Genomic DNA, 21123 nt, shown 5'->3' with positions numbered 1-21123 from the left:
AGGAATATGAATAAGGCCACTCAGGTTAGAAAATCTGAGTGGCCTTATTTTGCGTAATCAGCTGTGATGCAATCAAATATTACAACCTTATTGACATATAGAAAATAGTTGTTGAAATTACTTTAATAATCAGGTATTGTTAATGCTTGCACATGTTAAAAATAAATTGACCATTAAAACTAAAAGCTAGTAATCTTCACACATTGTCCAAATACTGATTGACACAAAAAGCTGAAACTTTAGGAGTTGTCTTCGTGGCAAAAAAGCAATTTGTAGATAAAGATGGTCGAAAGTTTGTTGAGGTAACACCTTGGTACAAACAATGGTGGGTATGGGTTATGGCTGTTGTCGCCATAATTGTCATCATTGGTTTACTGGGCGGTCGAAAGAGCAGTTCAAAGGATAACTTGGATGACACCGCTAGTGCAACAGCACACACAACGACTAAGAATGAAAAGGGGAGTGCTGCCAAGCCCAAGACTAAAAAGTCAGCTGCTTCAACGATTACGGTGGATGACAACCACTATGACGTTTTGGCAAAAAAGACTTATCGTGCAAATTATACTGATTCCAGTTGGTCAGCTGCCAAGGTCAAGGTGGATAAAGTAACCGTCTATAAATTGGCTAAAGCGTACAAATATAATTCAACGGATGACGGGAAATTTGATATTACCGGTTATGTGCGTTTGCATGTTATCATTTCACCTACCCGAGATATTGATGCGTACGCAACGCAAGGTACTGTAGTATACAGCAATGGTGAACAGCATGATTGTGATACTATGGAAGACTGGGATGGTGAAATTGCCAGGGGAGCCACTAAAGCAGGCGATGTCACGCTGCCAATAGAACAATTAGCGAATATCAATTCCTTGAAGACGCTTAGATTTAAGTTTGATACTGATTATGAAACTGATAATGACGATGATGAGAATTCTGATCATACTTATGATTTCACATTGAATCTCAACAAGTAAAATTGTTGCGTATATGAGTTTCTGAAATTATATTAAAAACCAGCATAAAAGAGGGCTCCCAGATTATTGTATCTGGAAGCCCTCCTGTGTTTTATCGGTAATAATGGCCTGTGGTGATACCATTCGTGTAATCTTTCAAGTAAAGCTTATGTGAACTGGAGCGGATCACCTTGTATTTCCATGCCACGCCACCTTTTGGTGCGTTGTTATATACGCGTCCGGTTAAGTAGTAGGTTCCATGTCCAGTGTACTTATATTTAATCTTAAACGTTCCCTGAGCACCTGGTCCTAAAGCCGGGAAGTAATCTAATGACGTGGATTTGAACTTGAGCGTTGAATGAGCGTGATGACCATCAAAAGTTATTGTTTTTCCATGCCACTTTGTATTCTTCAAAACATGCGGAATACCATTGTGATAGGAAGCAGCGTTAGCTGTAGTATCGGATAGGCTTAAAGCGCCCAGTAGGCTGGCGCTGAAAGCTAGTGTAACTAAGATTGATTTTTTCATGTGATTTTCCCCCTGACAGGGTTTATTTTACTCTAATTATTCTTATTGTGGTATTAATAATTACACTGGTAGTCGAAGCCATTATGACATAGAATGAACCTGTAAAAAGTTGGGAAGCTTTTAGTGAGGAGGTATTCACATGAATAGGGTGAAGAGCGCTGTCGTTGTATTAGAATTATCTGCGGGTTTACTAATTGGACTTGGAATCAACGGAAATAGTGCTGAAGCCAAGACTTCTGGAATCACTCCGACAGCGATTCGTGGGACATTTTATCGGTATGCTGGTAGCCATCAATGGGATAAGCTGCAAATTACCACTCATACAGCAACCATCAGTGGTCGAAATTATGGCAAGGGGTTTAAAATTACCTCAACCAGTAAAAGTTCATCACATCGATTAGCTTATGAATATGGTTCAACGTATCAAGGACGCAAGTATTTTATGCTGCAAGCTAAATTGAAAAACGTTGCTGCTAGTGCTTTCCCAGAAGAGGGTATGTCATTAACTAAACGTAAGATCGGCCATCATACTTATAAAGTTATTCGCGGATATCAGGGTGGTTATGGTTTTGATTTTATTAAGGGTCATAAAGTAAGCAAGGATTATACTCACCGAGCTGATAACTATTGAAAATCAGTAAATATGGGAAGTTATTTTCATAGGCCGTAACTTCTCATGATTGGAGGGGACGTACGATGGCTGACATTTCAACACCTAAAATCAGTGAAATCTTACGAGAAGAGTTTATGGTGCCATTCAAATTGTCCGAAGAAACTTTGGCGAAAGGCATTAACGTTCCTAAGTCAACAATTCAAGCTATCCTAAGCGATCAACTGAAGATAACACACGACATTTCAAGAAAACTTGGCCGCTTCCTTGGTGTTTCAGATCAGTACTTTTTGTGTGCAGGCTGATATTGATTTGCGTGATGATAACACAGAGATTTAATTATCTGGATATCCAAAATAAAAGGTCGCTGAACCTCAAGACATACACTCTTGAGATTCAGCGACTTTCTTTTTCTCAAATTTATTCCGCCGTCAAACCACCATCCACCGGAATTTCTACACCGGTGATAAACGATGCATCATCTGAAGCCAAAAAGGCGACGGTTGCGGCGATTTCTTCTGGTTTACCTAAACGACCTAGCGGATGAATCTTACCTAAGTCAGCCTTGGACTGCTGGTAAGCATTGGCAGCGTAGTCGGTCATTTCCGTTGCAATCAGCCCTGGATGAACGGAGTTGACCCGCACTTGCTGGGGTGCATATTCGATAGCGGCGTGTTTGGTCATTAGTCGAACGGCACCTTTGCTGGCACCGTAAAGCACAGTTTGTGCGGAGCCAACCAGACCGGCGGCAGAAGACGCGTTAATCACGGAACCGCCGCCATTTTTCGCCATCAGCGGGATCACGTGTTTCATGCCCAAGAAGGCGCCCTTCACGTTGATGGACATGGTTCGATCCCACTCTTCTTCGGTGATGGCGGGTAGGTTGATTAGTTTAAAAATTCCTGCGTTGTTAAATAAAATGTCGATAGTTCCAAAACGTTTGACGGTTTCATCGATCACTCTGATCCAGTCCGCTTCTTTGCTGACGTCCTGCTTCATGAAAACGGCTTTGTCAGTGCCCATTTTTTGTTCCTGCTCTTTACCGGCCTGATCGTTGATATCAGTAAATACAACGGTGGCGCCTTCAGCTAGAAAACGTTTGACGGTTGCTAACCCAATCCCCGCAGCCCCGCCGGTTACCAGGGCGACTTTGCCGACTAATCTATCCATCATAGTAAAACCCTCCTCTTAGTTATGAATTCATGCTCATGGTATCACGAAAATGGTGCCAACTAGGAAATGAACACTCGTTAAAAATGTTCGTACGTTCAATCACGTAATTTACGAAATTCCTAATTTGTTACATTTATACAAAGACGAAGAATGAGTGCTAATTTTGACTATTATGTGAAGGTGTTATAACCATTAGCAATTTGAACGGAATAGGATATAAATGGCTTTATATTGGGCTATACGGCTAGGTCTATTTTTGACTTTGAAACTTAAAAAATGAGTTAGTTATATATTTTAACAATTATGGCTTATATTTATTTTGAAAAACTTTTTATAATATTTTTAAACTATTAATGAGGTTAACTAATTGAAAATTTTCAACACATACTCAGGTAATTAAGAGTATTTCAAACTTCAATAATCATTTGACAAATTCAAATGCCGTTATTACTGACTTTTAGGAAGTAGAGCAAGAATGCATTAGTAATCATTTATTAATAGATAATAAAATAAATTTATTAAATTTATCAGGATGTGCTTGAAATACCTAACGCATTAAGGATGACTTAGATTATAAAAGGTTGTATTATGCTCTTAGTTATATAAAAGTAGGCATTTTAGTGGTCGGAAGTGTTATGGGGACCTTCATCGATATATGTTTGGAGCTCAGCGTTAAATTCGGAAATTTAGCGCTGGGTTATTGAAGGTAACTATTTTACTTTTAAGTATCGAGAATAATTCTGACTTCTGTTGCATTACCTATTCACACTGATTCGTTTATATAGTTGTCATGATTATTTGGAGGGGGAAATTTTAAATGAGAATTCATTTCAATTCGGATCAAAACCTTGGTAAGAAGCGTTTTGATGCCTTTAGTGAACAGAAAGTTCACTATAAAATGTTCAAAGCTGGGAAGAACTGGCTTTACGCTGGTATTTTTATGTTGTCACTTGGAGCAGGAATGCTTGGCATTGGCGGGACAGTCGGCCATGCTGAAACTACCCAGGATAACGCAACCAGTACAACGGACGAGGTTAAGCCAACAGCTGATACTGGATCGTACACTTTACAAGCGACCAGTAACAATGATCAATCAGCTGCTAGTGATGACACGTCAGCTAATTCAGTAAATACAACAAACAATACAGAAACCACAAGTGATACTAGCGCGTCCGCAACCAGTTCGAAGAATGCTGCCGTAACGTCTTCAGCAACTGATGCTGCGAAGGCTGCTGCAGCTGTGGCTCCAGACACAGCAACCCAGACGACTGCGGTCACTAGTACCAAGGAAGCTGCTAACACAACTAACGATAAAGCTTCCACTAATTCAACAAGCAACACTGCTGCAGCACAGCAATCTAGTGCTGTTATTTCTAGTAGCGACAAAACCACCGCATCTGATATGACGGATGCAACAACAAAAGCCGATAATGCTACAAATGAAATTACCAATCCGACACAGGACACGAAGACCGCTTCCACAGATGCTGCAAGTCCGAAAGCAACTGCAACCAGCGTGACACCAGTTAACCAGAAGCTGGATACTGGTGCGCTGACGGATGCTACCGCCAACACGTATGCCAGTTTGCAGGAAATGAAGACTGCCACCGCTGGCATGACGCAAGAAGAACTGATTTCATACGTTTCCGCGCATAACAATGCTGCCAAGGCAGCCAACGGCGGGACAATTTTCGTGGTCAGCAACAGCGGTGACATTATCCAAATGACCGCCAAGGCTGATTTAACTTATACGGCTAACTATACATTCAAGGATGAAGATGGGAACGACGTGGCCGCGCCGGAAACTAAAACCAGCACCTTGGCAAACGCCGCCCAAGCAATCGTTGAACCACCGTATGTGCCAGGTTACCAGCTGGACATGGATGCTTCTCAGCTTCACGTTGTGCAAGCTAACAAAACCGGTATGTCGGATACTGCTTCAATTACCGATTACATGAAGAATTTGAACACGATTATTTCCGCTGCCGGCGGGTTAATCGATAATGTACAGCTTAATTCATTCCAAGACCTTCTGAACGTTTTCGCTGCCATGAACGGTGTTGATCAGAAGGCTTCAGGTGTGGTTGGCTCACTTTTCCAAGACATCCTGAGTCCTGCAACCAGTCAAACTGGGAACTTCAATTACGTCTACAAAAAGTCTGATTCTACGATTCAAACGCAGACGCAAACCGTTAATGTTGGCGATCCAGTACCTGCAATGAGTTCGTTTGTCACCACCGCAAAAGACGCAAGTGGCAAGGATATCAGTGCGGCCTTAACGTCACCTGACTACGCAAATTTAAGTACCCAAACCACGGGTGATAAGACCTTCACCGTTGAATATTTCAACATGACCAACTTAGAATTTATCCAAGCGCAAGCCACCCTTAAAGTTGCTGAAAAGGCAACTAAGGACGTTGTTTCCGTCGATAACAAGACCATCACTTATGGCGCCGATGTGAACGGCAAGGGCTCTGATATTGGGTTAACCATTAGTGATAGTGACACCGACCTGACAATGCCGACTTTGACGGCTACTGATTATACGATCATGGGTGCCAAGTACTCTGCCAGCGGTCACTTAGCTGCCGGGACTTACACGATTAAATTGAGTAATGATGGGTTTAAGAAAGTATCTTTAGCGAATCCAGACATGCTAGTTGACCCATTAGTTAACTTTAAGAACGGTACATTGACAGTTAACAAAGCGACGGCTACTTTCACTGCCACGTCAGCAACAAAAGAATTTGGCGCACAAGACCCAACTCTCGGTTACACCGTGACTGGTGCAGCAAACGGTGATACCTTGGGTGCTACAGTGACTCGTGAAGCCGGCGAAACTGCTGGTGACTACAAAGAAACGGTTACGCCAACGAACTTAGACACGGCTAATTACACCGCGAAGGTCAATGATGGCACGTTTAAGATTACACCAATAGCTACTAACAGTACTGTCAATATACTTGATACTCGTACCTCGTATGGGAACGACGATAATTATGGGATCTACGTAAAAGCTTCTGATCCGGATGTGAAAATTCCAACGCTATCGAGCAGCGACTTCACAGTTGAGAATGGTTCATATTCCCAAGCTGGACACTTGAATGTGGGCGAATACACGGTGAAATTGAACGCTGCTGGTATTAGTAAGATTGCAGCTGCCAATCCCGGTGTTAGCTTATCTAGCGATGCTTACGGGACAGGAAAACTGACAATTGGTAAGGCCAAAGTGCTCATTTCTGCTCAAAATATTAGTAAGGTGGTTGGTGCACCTGATCCGGCTTGGAACATTGCCATATCGGGTCAAGCGTCCAATGAAAAGGTTGCCTACACGGTTAGCCGTGCTCCAGGTGATACCGCTGGAACCTATACGATCACCCCATCTTTCGACCCTAATACCGAGATTAATAAGAATTATGATATCAGTACTTTAAATGGCAAACTGACAATCATTGCCAATGCAACAGACATTTACATTACGCCAAACTCTGCTTCAGTTGGGTATGGAGATATTAAGGTAACGCCACAGGTTCCTGGAACAACGGCCGGTCCTATGAATACTAACCATAACTTTGGTTTTACTTATACCGGAACGCTTCCAACCACCGGAACAATGCCCACGCTGACTGCGGATGATTTTCAGATTATGAACGGTCAACTTTCGAGTACTGGTAATTTGGCAATCAACGACGGCTCTCAGCTGGCATATATGGTGTTCTTTACCCCAACAGCTATTGCCAAAATTACAGCGGCCTTTCCAGCTGGCACATTCAAGAACGATACTTTCTCAACCGGCTTTTTAACCGTTACGAAAAAGACGATTCAAATTACGCCAAATTCTGTCACTAAAGAGTATGGACAGCCCGATCCTGCCATGTTTGACTACACTACTAGCGCACCAATTCCTGAGGGAGAAAACGTAATAGTGACGGTTACTCGGGCGCCAGGCGATGACGTCGGCTCGTATGATTTAACTGCTTCAGCTACTGACAATCCCAATTACAACTTCGTTTACAACACCGGTACGCTAACCATCACCAAAGCACCTTCAACCGATACGCTGACCGTTGGCAATGCCCAGATGACGTACGGTGATACGTTAAGTCAATTTACGACTCAACATGTCGGCGGACAATTAACGATTCCCGACATTCCGCAAAGCGACTATACGGTTATTAACGGTCAATATACTAACGGGCGCTTGAACGCGGGGACTTATGACGTTGAATTAAATGCAGCTGCTCAGCAGTTGATTGACGATGCAAACAAGGATTCTAATTATGAATTACCAACAATCAAGTCAGGTAAGTTAACCGTTCTGCCAAAAGCAGTTACGTTGACCGCGGACAATCTCTCAAAGGCAATGGGGTCTACAGATCCAGCTTTGACGGCTACGGATAACGGGCAGTTACTTTCTGGCGACAGCTTGAACTACACTGTAACCCGTGCATCGGGCGAGACCATGGGGACGTACACGGAAACCATTAAACTGGGGACTAATCCAAATTATAAAGTTAACACTGTGCCTGGAACATTTACCATCACTGGTAAACTGACCGCTGGTTCAATTAACTTGACCGATGGCACGACCACTTATGGCGACTTAAACCAAGACGCTACTAAAGATAGCTACACTTTCAAGAGTTATTTGGCACATAACACCGATAAATTAGTTCTGCCTGATGGGCTGACTAATGCCGATTATGTCATTCAGAATGCTACCTATAGCCCAAGCGGTTACCTTAACCAAGGCACCTACACGGTTGGGTTAAGCGATTCTGGTATCGCAAAAGTCAAAGCTGCTAACAAGGACTTTGACCTGCAAGATGCCAACTTTATTGCAGGCACGATCGTTGTGACACCGGCAACCTTAACAGTAACGCCGCAATCGGTAAGTAAAGATGCCGGACAAGCGGATCCAACGTGGACGACCACCGTATCCGGTGCTTTGGCTGGCGATACCCCAACGGTTACTGGTTACACGGTTACTCGCAGCAACACTAGTGAGACACCAGGAAAATACGTGATTTCCGCTGATGTCAGCCAAGCTACGGTCAACGACAGCAACTATGTATTGGCCGGTGGCGATGCTATTTTAACCATTAACCCAAAGACCACTACCGATAAAATCGTCGTGACCCCAACGGGCATCACTTATGGTGACGACACCACGGGCTACGTGATTGGTACGGATGGCGCTGCAGCTGCTACTAACGGCTTTAAAGTTACAGCAACGGTTCAGGGTGGAAACGACTTGGTTGTTCCTGACTTCGATGCCAGTGACTTTACGATTGCTAACGCACAGCTTTCTGCCAGCGGTCACTTAAACGCTGGTTCTTACGCAGTTAGTTTAACGGCCGCTGGTTTAGCTAAGATCAAAGCTGCCAACCCAGATTACGTGATTAATGCTGACGGCAGCAACTTGACCCTGAACCAGTTCACGGTTGCTAAAAAGACGGCCACGATTACTGCAGACAATCAGAGCAAGGTTTACGGTACGGCTGATCCACAATTGACCTACAAAACAGCGGGTGTTGTTGACGGCGATGATATTGGTGCCGTTACGGTAACTCGCAAAGCTGGCGATAACGTTGGCACTTACGCGATTACGCCGGCTGTTGGCGACAATGCCAACTACGACTTTAAGTATGTCAATGGGGCTTTGACGATTACTGCTTTAGCACTGACTGGGTCTGCCACAGTTACCGCACAACCGGTAACTTACGGCAGTATCACCAAAGATGGTGATATTATCAAAGGTCGAGATAGCAACATTGAAGGTGATAACGCATTTGGCATTACCCTTGAAGGCCATACACTGGACTCATCGACTTTGACCCCAGCTGATTACACCATCGGTGCAACAGATACTGATCACAATGGAAATTATTTGGACGCTGGTAGCTACACAGTTACCCTGAATGATGCCGGTAAGGCAGCTTTAGCCGCTGCTAACCCGAACTATGACTTTAGTAAAGTAACATTTACGGATGGCAGTTTAACGGTTGCGCAGGCAAAGCTTTATCTTAACATCTATGACCATAGTAAGGTTTATGGTCAACCGGATCCAAATTTCTACCCTACAGTTGCTGGATTCGTTCTTGATGATGAAGATCATAATTCGGTGCATATTACCGTTAACCGTGAGCCAGGTGAAGACGTTGGCACCTATACGATTACACCGGTGCTTGCGACACCAAGCCGTAATTATAAAGTTGTGTCTACTGGTCATGCAACTTTGACCATTACACCAGCAACCATTTCAGCCTCAGATGTTGATATGCAGGTTAAGCCAAATGATCAAACCATTACGTATGGACAGACACCAGCCGATTTTGTTGCCAACTTCGGTTCGAAACTTAATCCGGTTGATTTGACGAATGCTGATTTTGAATTCACCAAGCAGGGCGGCACGGCTAGCTCCAGCATTCCAACGGATGTCGGCAGCTACACCGTTAGTCTGACTGCTGATGCTCAAACCGCCATTGCAAATGCTAACCCGAACTACACCTTTACCTCTGATGCCTTTAAGACCGGGCTCTTTACCATTAACCCGATTGTAACCACGCCAGGTGATAAGGATACGGAAATTACCGCGAACAATGCTGCGATTATTCACGGCCAGGCAACACCTGATTTCAGCGCGTCATATGGCGCCAAGGTTAAGGATGCCGTCTTAACGCAGGATGATTTCACAGTGAATAACACGGTTGCAAGCAGCACGGATGTACCAACGGCTGTTGGAAACTACACGCTGACTCTGAATGAATCAGGAATCAACAAGATCAAGGCAGCCAACCCAACGTTTGCGTTTAGTGCTGGTGACTTTATTGCCGGTACTTACAAGATCGTTGAAGTGACGACTAGCGGAACCCTTACGGTAAACACCACCTATACTGGTGCGCCAAAGCCAGCAAGTTATCCAGAACAGCAGACCGTTGATTTAACACGAACGGCAACTGTCGATAACGATGGTCAGGTGACCTATGGTGATTGGACAGCTCAGAATGTGTCCGATGGTAACCTGGTTACTGCCTTAACGGTTGCTGATGTGCCAGTTTCTGGCTACACGGTAGCGGTTAGCGGTGATACCGGCGCTTATACGCTGGCTGATTTTACCAACGCAACCAGTGGCGCGGATGCTACTGCCAACGTGGTTTTGAACCGAACCGTTACGTATACCACCAAGACGTTCTCAACTGGAACTCCTGGTCAAGACGGTGACTCAGAGGGAACTCAGGCTCAATACTTGGCAGGAACCATTACCGTAACTCAAACTAATACCGGTGATTACACGAAGCCAGTTGCTAACCAGACTGTGAATGTCAGCCGGACTGCTACGTTAGATAGTAACGGCAACGTGGTTTACAGCGATTGGACCACTGATGGCACCAACAAAGTGCTGGTTCCTGAATTGACTAATGATGGTGCTGCTGTTAAGGGTTACACGGATACGGTTACTGATGGTTCAGCTTACACCAGTGATAACTTCAAGACTGTTAGTGATGCTGGTAAGCCAGGCGACAAGGGTTATGCAGCCACTGTTAGTCGAACAGTAAATTACAAATTGAACCAGAACGAATACACCCAAGGTAGTGCTGGTGACCCAGCTAAGAATGATCCAGAAGGCACGCAGGCTAAGTATCTAACGGGTACGATTACGGTTAGTCAAACCAACACTGGTGATTACACTGCTGCGGTCGGCAATACGACGGTGAATGTCAGTCGGACTGCTACTCTGGATAAGAATGGTAACGTGGTTTACAGTGACTGGACTACTGATGGTACTAATAAAACGCTAGTGAATGCATTGACTTCTGCCGATGTTAAAGTTCCTGGTTTTACCGCTACTATTGAAAATGGAGCAGCGTACACCAGCGATAACTTTAAAGCAGTTACTGATGCAGGTGAACCTGGCGATAAAGGCTATACTGCTAATGTTGCAAGAACAGTTAACTACAAACTAAATCAGACCGATTACACCAAAGGGAATCCTGGTGATCCAACTAACAACGATCCAGAAGGGACCCAGGCTAAGTATCTGGAAGGTACGATCACAGTTAGCCAGACTAACACTGGTGATTACACGAAACCAGTTGGTAATACGACTGTGAATGTCAGCCGGACTGCTACTCTGGATAAGGACGGCAGGGTGGTATATAGTGACTGGACAACTGACGGCACTAACAAGGTATTAGTATCTGAATTGACCGATTCAGAAACAGCTGTTAAAGGTTACACAAACACCGTTACTGATGGTGCTGCATATACCAGCGATAATTTCAAAGCAGTAAGCGATGCTGGCGAACCTGGCGATAAAGGTTACACAGCCACAGTAAGTCGGACAGTCAACTACAAGTTAAATCAAGCTGATTACACAAAAGGAAATCCCGGTGATCCAACTAAGAATGATCCAGAAGGTACTCAAGCTAAATATCTAACAGGCACGATTACAGTTAGTCAAACCAACACAGGTGATTACACTAAACCAGTCGGCAATCAGACTGTTAATGTCAGTCGGACAGCTACTTTGGATAAGAATGGCAACGTAGTTTACAGTGATTGGGCAACTGACGGAACTAATAAAGTGTTAGTACCAGAATTGACTACTGCCGAGACTGCTGTAAAAGGCTACACGAACACAGTTACTGATGGCGGAGAATATACCAGTGATAACTTCAAAGCAGTTACTGATGCAGGTACGCCGAGCGATGAGGGCTATACCACAACAGTTAGTCGTACAGTGAACTACAAACTGAACCAGACCGAATACACCCAAGGAAACCCTGGTGACCCAACTAAGAATGATCCAGAGGGAACTCAGGCTAAGTATCTGGAAGGTACGATTACGGTTAGCCAAACCAATACTGGTGATTACACCAAGCCAGTCGGCAATACGACTGTGAATGTCAGTCGGACTGCTACTTTGGATAAAAATGGTAATGTAGTTTACAGTGATTGGACTGCTGACGGCACTAACAAAGTATTGGTTTCTGAATTAACCGATGCTGGGGCTGCTGTTAAAGGCTATACGGATACCGTTATTAACGGCGCTTCATATACCAGTGATAACTTCAAAGCAGTTACTGATGCAGGTACGCCAGGTGATAAGGGTTATACAGCTACTGTTGCACGGACAGTCAATTACAAGTTGAACCAGAGTGAATATACTCAAGGGAATCCTGGTGACCCAACTAAGAATGATCCAGAAGGCACGCAGGCTAAGTATCTAACGGGTACGATTACGGTTAGCCAAACCAACACTGGTGATTACACCAAGGTAGTTGGCAACCAGACTGTGAATGTTAGTCGGACTGCTACCTTGGATAAGAATGGTAATGTGGTTTATAGTGACTGGACTACCGATGGTACCAATAAAACGCTAGTGAATGCGTTGACCTCTGCTGATGTTAACGTTGCTGGTTTTACCGCAACTGTTGAAAATGGAGCAGCATACACCAGTGATAACTTCAAAGCAGTTACGGACGCTGTTGAGCCGGGCGACAAAGGCTATACAACTACTGTTGCACGGACAGTCAACTACAAGCTAAACCAGCCTGAATACACTAAAGATAATTTTGGTGATCCAACTAAGAATGATCCGGAAGGTACTCAAGCTAAATATCTAACAGGTACGATTACAGTTAGTCAGATTAATACCGGCGATTACACCAAGCCAGTTGGCAATATCACTGTGAATGTTAGTCGGACTGCTACCTTGGACAAGAATGGCAATGTAATTTACAGCGATTGGACAACGGATGGTACTGACAAAGTGCTGGTTCCTGAATTGACCGCTGCTGGTGCTGCCGTCAAAGGTTATACGGATACCGTTACTAACGGTGCTTCATATACCAGTGATAACTTCAAAGCAGTTACTGATGCTGATCAACCCGGTGATAACGGCTACGTGGCAACGGTAAGTCGAACAGTCAACTACAAGTTAAATCAGCCTGAGTATACGAAAGAGAATTCTGGCGACCCAACCAAAAACGATCCGGAAGGGACTCAAGCTAAGTATCTAACAGGTATAATCACAGTTAGCCAAACCAATACTGGTGATTACACCAAGCCAGTTGGCAATACCACAGTGAATGTCAGCCGGACCGCTACTTTGGATAAGAATGGCAACGTGGTTTATAGTGATTGGACAACAGACGGTACAAACGAGGTCTTAGTACCTGAGTTAACTGATGCCGAAACGGCTATCAAAGGTTACACCAATACTGTTACCGATGGTGCAGCATATACCAGCGATAACTTCAAGGCTGTTACCGATGCAGGTACACCTGGTGATAAAGGCTATACCACGACGGTTAGTCGGACAGTCAACTACAAACTGAATCAACCTGAATACACGAAAGAGAATTCTGGTGATCCAACTAAGAATGATCCAGAAGGTACGCAAGCTAAATATCTAACTGGTACAATCACTGTTAGTCAAACCAACACCGGCGATTACACCAAACCAGTTGGTAATACCACTGTGAATGTCAGTCGGACTGCCACTTTGGATAAGAACGGCAATGTAGTTTACAGCGATTGGACCACGGATGGCACCAATAAAGTGTTAGTACCCGAATTAACTGCGGATGACGCAGCTGTCAAAGGCTACACAGACACGGTTACTGATGGTGGTGCCGCATACACTAGTGATGAGTTTAAGGCGGTCAGCGATGCTAGCGAGCCAGGCGATAAAGGTTATGTAGCTACAGTTAGCCGGACAGTAAATTACAAGCTGACTCAACTTGAATACACGAAGGAGAATTCTGGTGATCCAACCAAGAATGACCCAGAAGGAACTCAAGCTAAATATCTGAAAGGTACAATCACAGTTAGTCAGACCAATACTGGTGATTACACGAAACCAGTTGGTAATACGACTGTGAATGTTAGTCGGACGGCCACCTTGGATAAGAATGGCAATGTTGTCTACAGCGCTTGGACAACTGACGGTACCAACGAAGTATTAGTACCCGAGTTGACGAGTGCAGAAACGGCTGTCAAAGGCTACACGAATACTGTTACCGATGGCGGATCATATACTAGTGCCGATTTCAAGGCGGTTACCGATGCTGGCAAGCCAAGCGATAATGGATATACAGCTAAAGTTAGTCGGACAGTGAACTACAAACTGAACCAGCCTGAGTACACTAAAGGTAACGCTGGTGATCCAACTAAGAACGATCCAGAAGGGACTCAAGCTAAATATCTGGAAGGTACGATTACAGTTAGTCAAATTAACACTGGCGATTACACCAAGGCAGTGGGGGACACGACAGTTAATATCAGTCGAACCGCTACCTTGGATAAGGATGGCAACGTAGTTTACGGCGACTGGACAATTGACGGCACCAATAAAGTCTTAGTACCGGAATTAACCGCTGACGGTGCTGCTGTCAAGGGTTACAGTGATACGGTTAAGAATGGTGAAGCATACACCAGCGATAGCTTCAAGGCAGTTACTGATGATGGTACGCCAGGTGACAAGGGCTATACCGCTAAAGTTAGCCGGACAGTGAACTACACGAAACATACCTATACTACGGGTACGCCGGGTGGTACAGATGATCCAGCCGGTACGCAAGCAGCATACCTGACTGGTACGATTACCATTAACCGGACCAATACTGGTGACTACACGGCAACCGTTGCGCCGACAGTGGTTAACGTTACTCGTGAAGCTAGTTTGGATGCGAACGGCAACGTTATTTACAGCGCATGGACGACTGATGGCACAGCTGATTGGACCACCAACGGAGCCAATGTGATCTTGGTTCCAGCACTGACTGACGCTGCAGCTGCCGTTAAGGGTTACACGGATAGTGTCACCCAAGGTAAGGCCTATACTAGTGGCATGTTCAATGCTGAAATTGGTTCAAGTGAACCTGGTAAAGAAGGCTACACAGGAACGGTCACTCAAGTTGTCAACTATGCTTACAACCAAACCACTACCAACGATGTAGACGGTGGTGAGACGATTATCAAGACTGATGGTTCCGGCAAAGTTGTCCAAATCGAAAAGCACTGGCCAGACGGCGACAAGACAGTCGTTATTATCGATGACACTGGTGACGCTACCTTTACCGAAACGCCAAACAGTCAGCCTAACCTGCCAACGCAAACGGTTAAGCCAGGTGAAACGGCGACTGCCGGGAGAACGACCTTGACGAACATTGAGCCAAAGGGTATTGAATTAACCCACAAGCCAACCAATGCGCCAAGCACTACTGAAACGGTTGCGCCAGATGGTAGCAAGACAATTACCATGACCGGCGAACCTGTTTCAGTTGACCCAGATGATTACTATGACAACACCAACACCAGCGTTGATGGCGGCGGGGCAGTCGATAACCCGACAACGACTCCGGATAACGTTCCGAACACGACGCCAGAAACGGCACCAACGGTAACGCCAGCTGGTAATGGTCAAACGACTCCTACCACTGATAATGGGACAGGCGTTCAGTCAAACGCTGGCGGTTTAAACACTGGTGCTAACAGTGGCACTGGAATTAAGTCAACTAATAGTAGCTCAGCCAATACTGGCTCTGCAATTGGCGGTGCTGGCAAGAACACCGGTACAGCTCAAGGTCAGGCTGTTGATAACAGTCGGGCCGCTGCAACTGGAACAAGCAGCCATGTTTCTGGCCAAACTCAAACGGCCAACAAGCAAGGTCAATTACCACAAACTAACGACAAGCAGAATTCTGCGGGTGCAACGATTGGTCTCGGACTGCTGGGATTGTTAGCTGCGTTCGGATTCAAACGGAAGAAACGCGACGATGAATAATCATTGCTAGTGTTTTAACCGTTATAGACGCAAAAAACGACTTACCGATATCCATAACGGATGTTGGTAAGCCGTTTTTGTTTTTCAGGAAATCATAAATAGTTAAGTCGAAAGACCTTTGCCGGTCGACCAGGATGGGTCTGACTGGCGGTTCCAACCGACTCAAAGATGTGGCGATGATTCTTCTTAAAGTTCGAGTTATCGATGTCTTCCAATTTGATATGCCGGAAAATCGCGAAAACCTGCCGCGCCTGCTTCAGGGTAAACGTTGGGCCTAGGATCAGTAAAATATTTGGCTGATAATCTAACTTATTGGTAATTCGGTCACAGGCAATTTTGAGGATCCATTCATGATCGAAGGCTAAGTCTGTTTTGGGATCCGCAGCTCGTTCTGGCAATGAGACGTAGTATTGTGTCTGATTATTAATCGGGGTGGTAGCAAACTTAAATTTACCGTTAGTGAACGTGCTCTGCTCACCAGCCGCTCGCATGCTGAACCAGCGGGCGTCAGTGGCGCCGTAACCGGGGGTCAAGTCAGGCATCTCAGGCAGAAACGTCATGTAGGCCAGTGAAAGTGTCCGCTGCCCCGGTGTCCGCTCAGGGTGGGTAAAGGTGGCTAACTGTTCAGTGTGAAAGCTCGCCAGCTTTAAACCGATTTTTTCACGAACCAATCGGAGAGCAGCTTCATCGGCGCTTTCGTCGGTGCGCATGACGGTTTCAGGCAACGCCCAAAAATTCGAGAAAGGTTGGTCCGCTCTGCGAACCAGCAGCAAATTAACTTGGTGATTGTCACGGTCAAAACTCCAAATAATATTTGTGATGTTAATCGTAAACTGTTTTGCCATTTTGATCCCCCTTCCAAGTTACCGTTATTGCTATACTCTCATTTTACTGTAAAAGCCTTGAAAATACAGCCTTAAACTCAATTAAAACGGAAATTTTACGGGCACTGGTATAGTAATCGGGTATTGTTAATTGATAGCTCTGGCTAATGTTAAATTAAAAAACGTCCGTTTAACGTGGTCCCAAAAAGTGAGTTCTAATTTTGAGGGGTGCACGGTAAACGGACGTTATTTTATTCGGCGTCTAATTCAAATGAAATATCCTTCGCCTGAACACTATTCGTCAGGTAGCCGAGGGAGATAAAATCGACACCTGTTTGACCATATTCTGCTAAGTTTTCCAGTTGAATACCGCCGGAAGCCTCAACGACGATTCGCTGGGGAATCTGCTGCCGCCAAGCTTTGACGGTTGCTGGCGGCTGATTATCGATCAGGATCATATCAACGTTATTTTCAATCGCCGCGTGCAGTTCATCCTCGGTTTCAACTTCGACTTCAATGATCTTAGTGGGTCCCGCCGTTTGCCGAAGGGTGGCTACCGCTTCCTTGAGACTGCCCATCAGCTGCCAGTGATTATCCTTTAGCATGACTGCATCGTAGAGACCCAGACGGTGGTTGACACCGCCACCGCAAATGACAGCATATTTATCAAAGAGGCGCAACCCTGGGGCTGTTTTTCGCGTGTCTAAAATACCCACGTGAGAATTATCTAATGCACTGACCGCTTGAGCAGTGGCCGAGGCAATCCCGCACATCCGCTGCATGAGGTTTAGGGTCACGCGTTCAGCTGCCAGTAAATCTCTGGCGTTGCCACTGACCCGCCCAAGAATAGTGCCCGCTTCAGCAGCGGTACCATCGCTGATCAGTGGTTTGTAGGTGACCTGATCACTCAGCAAAGAATAGAACATGGCCGGCAGTTCCACACCGCTAACAACGGCCGGCTGCTTAAGGATAAAGTGACCATCTACCCGAGTATTAGGAATCACTGGAGCGGTTAAATCACCCGTTTTGAGGTCTTCATTCAGAAACTGACGCAGCTGCGGTGCGACTAATTCAAAGTTCAGTTTCAATTTAGACCGCCTCCTTAGAGTTAGCAGCGTAATCGTGTACGCCGAATACTAAGAGGGCAATTCCAACAAATAAGATCGCGATGAAAACGTTCCACACGCTTGAGACACCAAAGTTAAACTGCAGCATCAGCCCAACCATGTAGGGACCGATCGTGGCACCGACCCGGCCAATGGACTGAGCCATTCCCATTCCAGTACCGCGAATGGCTTTTGGAAACTGGCTGGGAGTGAAGGCAATCAGCGTACCCCATGCACCGAGGTCAAAGAACGATAGCCAAGCGCCGCTGACCAGGATGGCTAGGTTACTGTTGGCCGCACTAAAAGCAATCGCGCTAGCAACCGTACCGATCAAGTACAGGATGAGGACGGTTTTGCGGTGCATTTTACCCATTAAGTACGCCGCTAAATAGTACCCCGGCAACTGTGCCAAGCTGATCATTAAGGTATAACTGAAGCTGGTAACGATGGGGAACCCGCGCATCAGCAGGACACTTGGCAGCCAGAGAAACATGCCGTAGTACGTCAGCATGACGATGAACCATAACGAACTTAACAGGGCAGTTTTACCACGGTATTCCGGTTGCCAAAGCACCCGGTAAGGAATCTTTTTCATTACTTTAACGGGTTTATCTTCGGGTAGGTGACGCCGAAGCAACAGTACGTAAATCACGGTAGCTCCGGTGATCAGGACCGTCCAGCGCCAGCCAATCAGCGGCATGACCCAGAACGCCAGTAGCGAAGCAACGATCCAGCCGATTGCCCAGAAACTGTCAGCCAGGACTAACATGCGCGACTGTTGCGTACCTTTGTAATGATCCGCGATCAGGGTAGCGGCTACTGGCAATTCGCCGCCAAGACCGACCCCGGTCAAAAAGCGGATGATGATGAACATCTGAACGTTGGGGGAAATGCTTAATAAGACGTCACCCAGTGAAAAGATGATCAGGGTAACCATCAACACCCGTTTACGGCCGAAACGGTCCGCCAAGAAACCGCAGATTAAAGCACCGAACACCATGCCGACTGAAGTTGCGGCACTCACGATTCCCAGCGTACCAGGAGTCAGGTGCCATTGGGTCTTCAGGTAGGTCATGATAAATGACAGCATGGCAACATCCATAGCGTCAAATAACCAGGCAGTTCCCACGACACCAAGAAGCTTGTACTGCTTAAATTGCATGAGATCTTCCTCCTTACAAAAAAAGTATAAAATACTTAAATAGTTATCAATAAAAGTAACTTTCACTTTTACATTACGGCAACTATACTCGAAATACTGGATAGAGTCAAACAGTTAGAAAAATTTTTAAATAATTTAGGGGATTAATTTTAATTGTTAAACGCTACCAATCGCGGTAAAATAATAGCCGTTCTAAGTAGACAATCTTTTGAGTCACGCGAGGAGGGGAACATTATTAACACGCAAAGTCGCGCTTATCGCATTTCTATTTTAGCCTTATTTATCGCAATTGTTTTTGTTCAGAGTGTAGTGCCGTTTTTAGGTTATATTCCGGTGGGACCGTTCAGTATCGTCATCATTCAGGTGACCGTGGTGATCGCCGCCGTTTTACTTGGCCCTAAAGACGGGGCTTGGGTCGGCTTTACCTGGGGGTTCATTAACTGGGTCCGGGCCTTTGTTTGGCCTACCAGCCCAATGGCGATTTACGTTTTGGTTAACCCGTTAGTTTCCGTTTTGCCACGGTTACTAGTTGGTCTGATCAGCGGCTGGGTACTGCTGAAGATGGTGCGTAACGTACACGATGCCAAAGTTTGGCAGCTATCGCTGGCAGGGATCGTTGGTTCCGTAGTTAACACGGTGCTGGTGTTAGGCTTTATGGCAGGGATGTACTACATGGGCTGGCTGCCGCTGGATAAGCTTAACGTCCAGTCCTTCATGCCGTGGCTGCTGGGGATCATGGCAAGTAATGGGATTCCCGAAGCCATTATGTCAGGAATTTTAGTGCCACTGATCAGTAAACCGCTTTTGCGTTACGTAAAATGAAAATTCAATTAGACCGATTACCAAAATCTAGCTCCGCCAAATCATTTCTGCTATACTTAAGGTTCTAAGAAAGAAGCGGAGGAAAAAATTATGAAGATCGTGGTATTAGCCGGTGGTCGCTCAACGGAACGCAACGTGTCCCTATCTTCTAGTGCTAAAGTAGCGAACGCACTACGTCGTAAGGGCTATGAGGTTGCTCTTGTCGACCTATTCCTAGGTTTGCCAGATGCAGATGAACAGTCAATGGCGAGCTTGTTTACCGACCAGGAACAGGATGTTGATCTTAATATCTCTGATGAAATCATGACGGATGATGTGATCAACGCGCTGCGTCCTGATGGTACGACCCAGCTGTTTGGGCCGAACGTATTAAAGATCTTGGCAATGGCCGACATTGTCTGGATCGGGTTGCACGGTGGTGATGGTGAGAACGGTAAGGTTCAAGCAGTGCTTGACCTGAACAACATTCCGTACACCGGTAGCGGTGCTTTAGCTTCTGGAATCACCATGGATAAGAGTGTGTCCAAGGAGATCATGCTGTACAACGGCATTCAGACGGCTAAGTTTGTTAATATCCGGAAGGAAGACTCTGGCACGGTGGTGCTGCCATTCGGTTTCCCAGTAGTCATTAAGCCTGCCAACGGCGGTTCCAGTGTCGGTATGTACATTGCCAAAAACGATGAGGAATTCAAGAAGGACTTAAAGGAAGCCTTTGAGTTTGATAGTGAGATCCTGGTGGAGGAGTACATCGACGGCCGCGAATTCTCCATGGCCGTGGTGAATGGTAAAGCCCTATCGGCGATTGAAATCATTGTGACGGACGGCTGGTACGACTTTGAACACAAATTTGTTACTGGGAACACCACTAAATTCGTGACGCCGCCAGATATTCCTGACGACGTGCACGATGAGATGAAGGCCATTGCTTTAAAAACGTTTAAAGTATTGGGTCTGAATAACTACGGTCGCATCGACTTCTTCTGGAACGATAACGGTTTATACGTCATTGAAGCCAACTCGCTGCCAGGAATGACACCACTGTCGTTAATGCCGCAAGAGGCAGAAGCAGACGGGATCCGTTACGATGATTTGTGTGATCAAATCGTTCAGGGTCAAGTCAAGAATTTAGGACTAAAGGTTAAATAAAA

11 protein-coding genes are annotated in these 21123 nt (G+C 45.5%); 6 read left to right on the top strand and 5 right to left on the bottom strand.

What is annotated here, in order from left to right; genetic code table 11:
- Window positions 1-254: 254 nt before the first annotated feature.
- Complete coding sequence (locus JUE95_RS03760) at window positions 255-977, top strand: hypothetical protein (protein ID WP_203649294.1); 723 nt, start codon at window positions 255-257, stop codon at window positions 975-977.
- 91 nt (window positions 978-1068) lie between these two features.
- On the opposite strand, the gene JUE95_RS03755 is transcribed toward JUE95_RS03760, so the two are convergent.
- Window positions 1069-1485 carry a hypothetical protein gene (locus JUE95_RS03755; protein WP_203649293.1) on the bottom strand — a complete coding sequence of 139 codons (417 nt, stop codon included), beginning with the start codon at window positions 1483-1485 and terminating at the stop codon, window positions 1069-1071.
- Window positions 1486-1624: 139 nt separating this feature from the next.
- Between JUE95_RS03755 and JUE95_RS03750 the strand changes: the two genes are divergently transcribed.
- Both JUE95_RS03750 and JUE95_RS03745 read left to right on the top strand, forming a co-directional pair.
- On the top strand, window positions 1625-2116 hold the full coding sequence (locus tag JUE95_RS03750) for a hypothetical protein (protein WP_203649291.1): 492 nt from the start codon (window positions 1625-1627) through the stop codon (window positions 2114-2116).
- Window positions 2117-2181: 65 nt separating this feature from the next.
- Window positions 2182-2400, top strand: a complete 219-nt coding sequence (locus JUE95_RS03745; protein WP_308440887.1) for a HigA family addiction module antitoxin — start codon at window positions 2182-2184, stop codon at window positions 2398-2400.
- Window positions 2401-2515: 115 nt separating this feature from the next.
- Here the strand turns inward: JUE95_RS03745 and JUE95_RS03740 are convergent, their stop codons facing one another.
- Entirely contained in the window at window positions 2516-3268 is a 753-nt protein-coding gene (locus JUE95_RS03740) for an SDR family NAD(P)-dependent oxidoreductase (protein WP_235995168.1), read from the bottom strand.
- A gap of 817 nt (window positions 3269-4085) precedes the next feature.
- Between JUE95_RS03740 and JUE95_RS03735 the strand changes: the two genes are divergently transcribed.
- Window positions 4086-16061 (top strand): MBG domain-containing protein, encoded by an 11976-nt coding sequence (locus JUE95_RS03735; RefSeq protein WP_203649289.1) that lies wholly within the window; start codon window positions 4086-4088, stop codon window positions 16059-16061.
- A 92-nt stretch (window positions 16062-16153) separates the two neighbouring features.
- Here the strand turns inward: JUE95_RS03735 and JUE95_RS03730 are convergent, their stop codons facing one another.
- From JUE95_RS03730 to JUE95_RS03720, 3 genes are all read right to left on the bottom strand, one after another.
- Window positions 16154-16906 (bottom strand): NUDIX domain-containing protein, encoded by a 753-nt coding sequence (locus JUE95_RS03730; RefSeq protein WP_203649287.1) that lies wholly within the window; start codon window positions 16904-16906, stop codon window positions 16154-16156.
- Between the two features lie 230 nt (window positions 16907-17136).
- Window positions 17137-17973: a carboxylating nicotinate-nucleotide diphosphorylase gene (gene nadC, locus JUE95_RS03725; RefSeq protein ID WP_235995166.1), complete on the bottom strand. Its 837-nt coding sequence runs from the start codon at window positions 17971-17973 to the stop codon at window positions 17137-17139.
- Between the two features lies 1 nt (window position 17974).
- Window positions 17975-19153 (bottom strand): MFS transporter, encoded by a 1179-nt coding sequence (locus JUE95_RS03720; RefSeq protein ID WP_203649286.1) that lies wholly within the window; start codon window positions 19151-19153, stop codon window positions 17975-17977.
- 180 nt (window positions 19154-19333) lie between these two features.
- On the opposite strand from JUE95_RS03720, the gene JUE95_RS03715 reads away from it, so the two are divergent.
- Window positions 19334-19975 (top strand): ECF transporter S component, encoded by a 642-nt coding sequence (locus JUE95_RS03715; protein WP_308440888.1) that lies wholly within the window; start codon window positions 19334-19336, stop codon window positions 19973-19975.
- A 90-nt stretch (window positions 19976-20065) separates the two neighbouring features.
- On the top strand, window positions 20066-21121 hold the full coding sequence (locus JUE95_RS03710) for a D-alanine--D-alanine ligase family protein (protein WP_203649284.1): 1056 nt from the start codon (window positions 20066-20068) through the stop codon (window positions 21119-21121).
- Window positions 21122-21123 lie beyond the last annotated feature (2 nt).

Origin of the sequence: Secundilactobacillus yichangensis (assembly GCF_016861565.1) — a bacterium.
GTDB lineage: Bacteria > Bacillota > Bacilli > Lactobacillales > Lactobacillaceae > Secundilactobacillus > Secundilactobacillus yichangensis.
The sequence above is the reverse complement of the archived record's forward strand: the minus strand, read 5'-3'. Positions and strand labels throughout refer to the sequence as shown.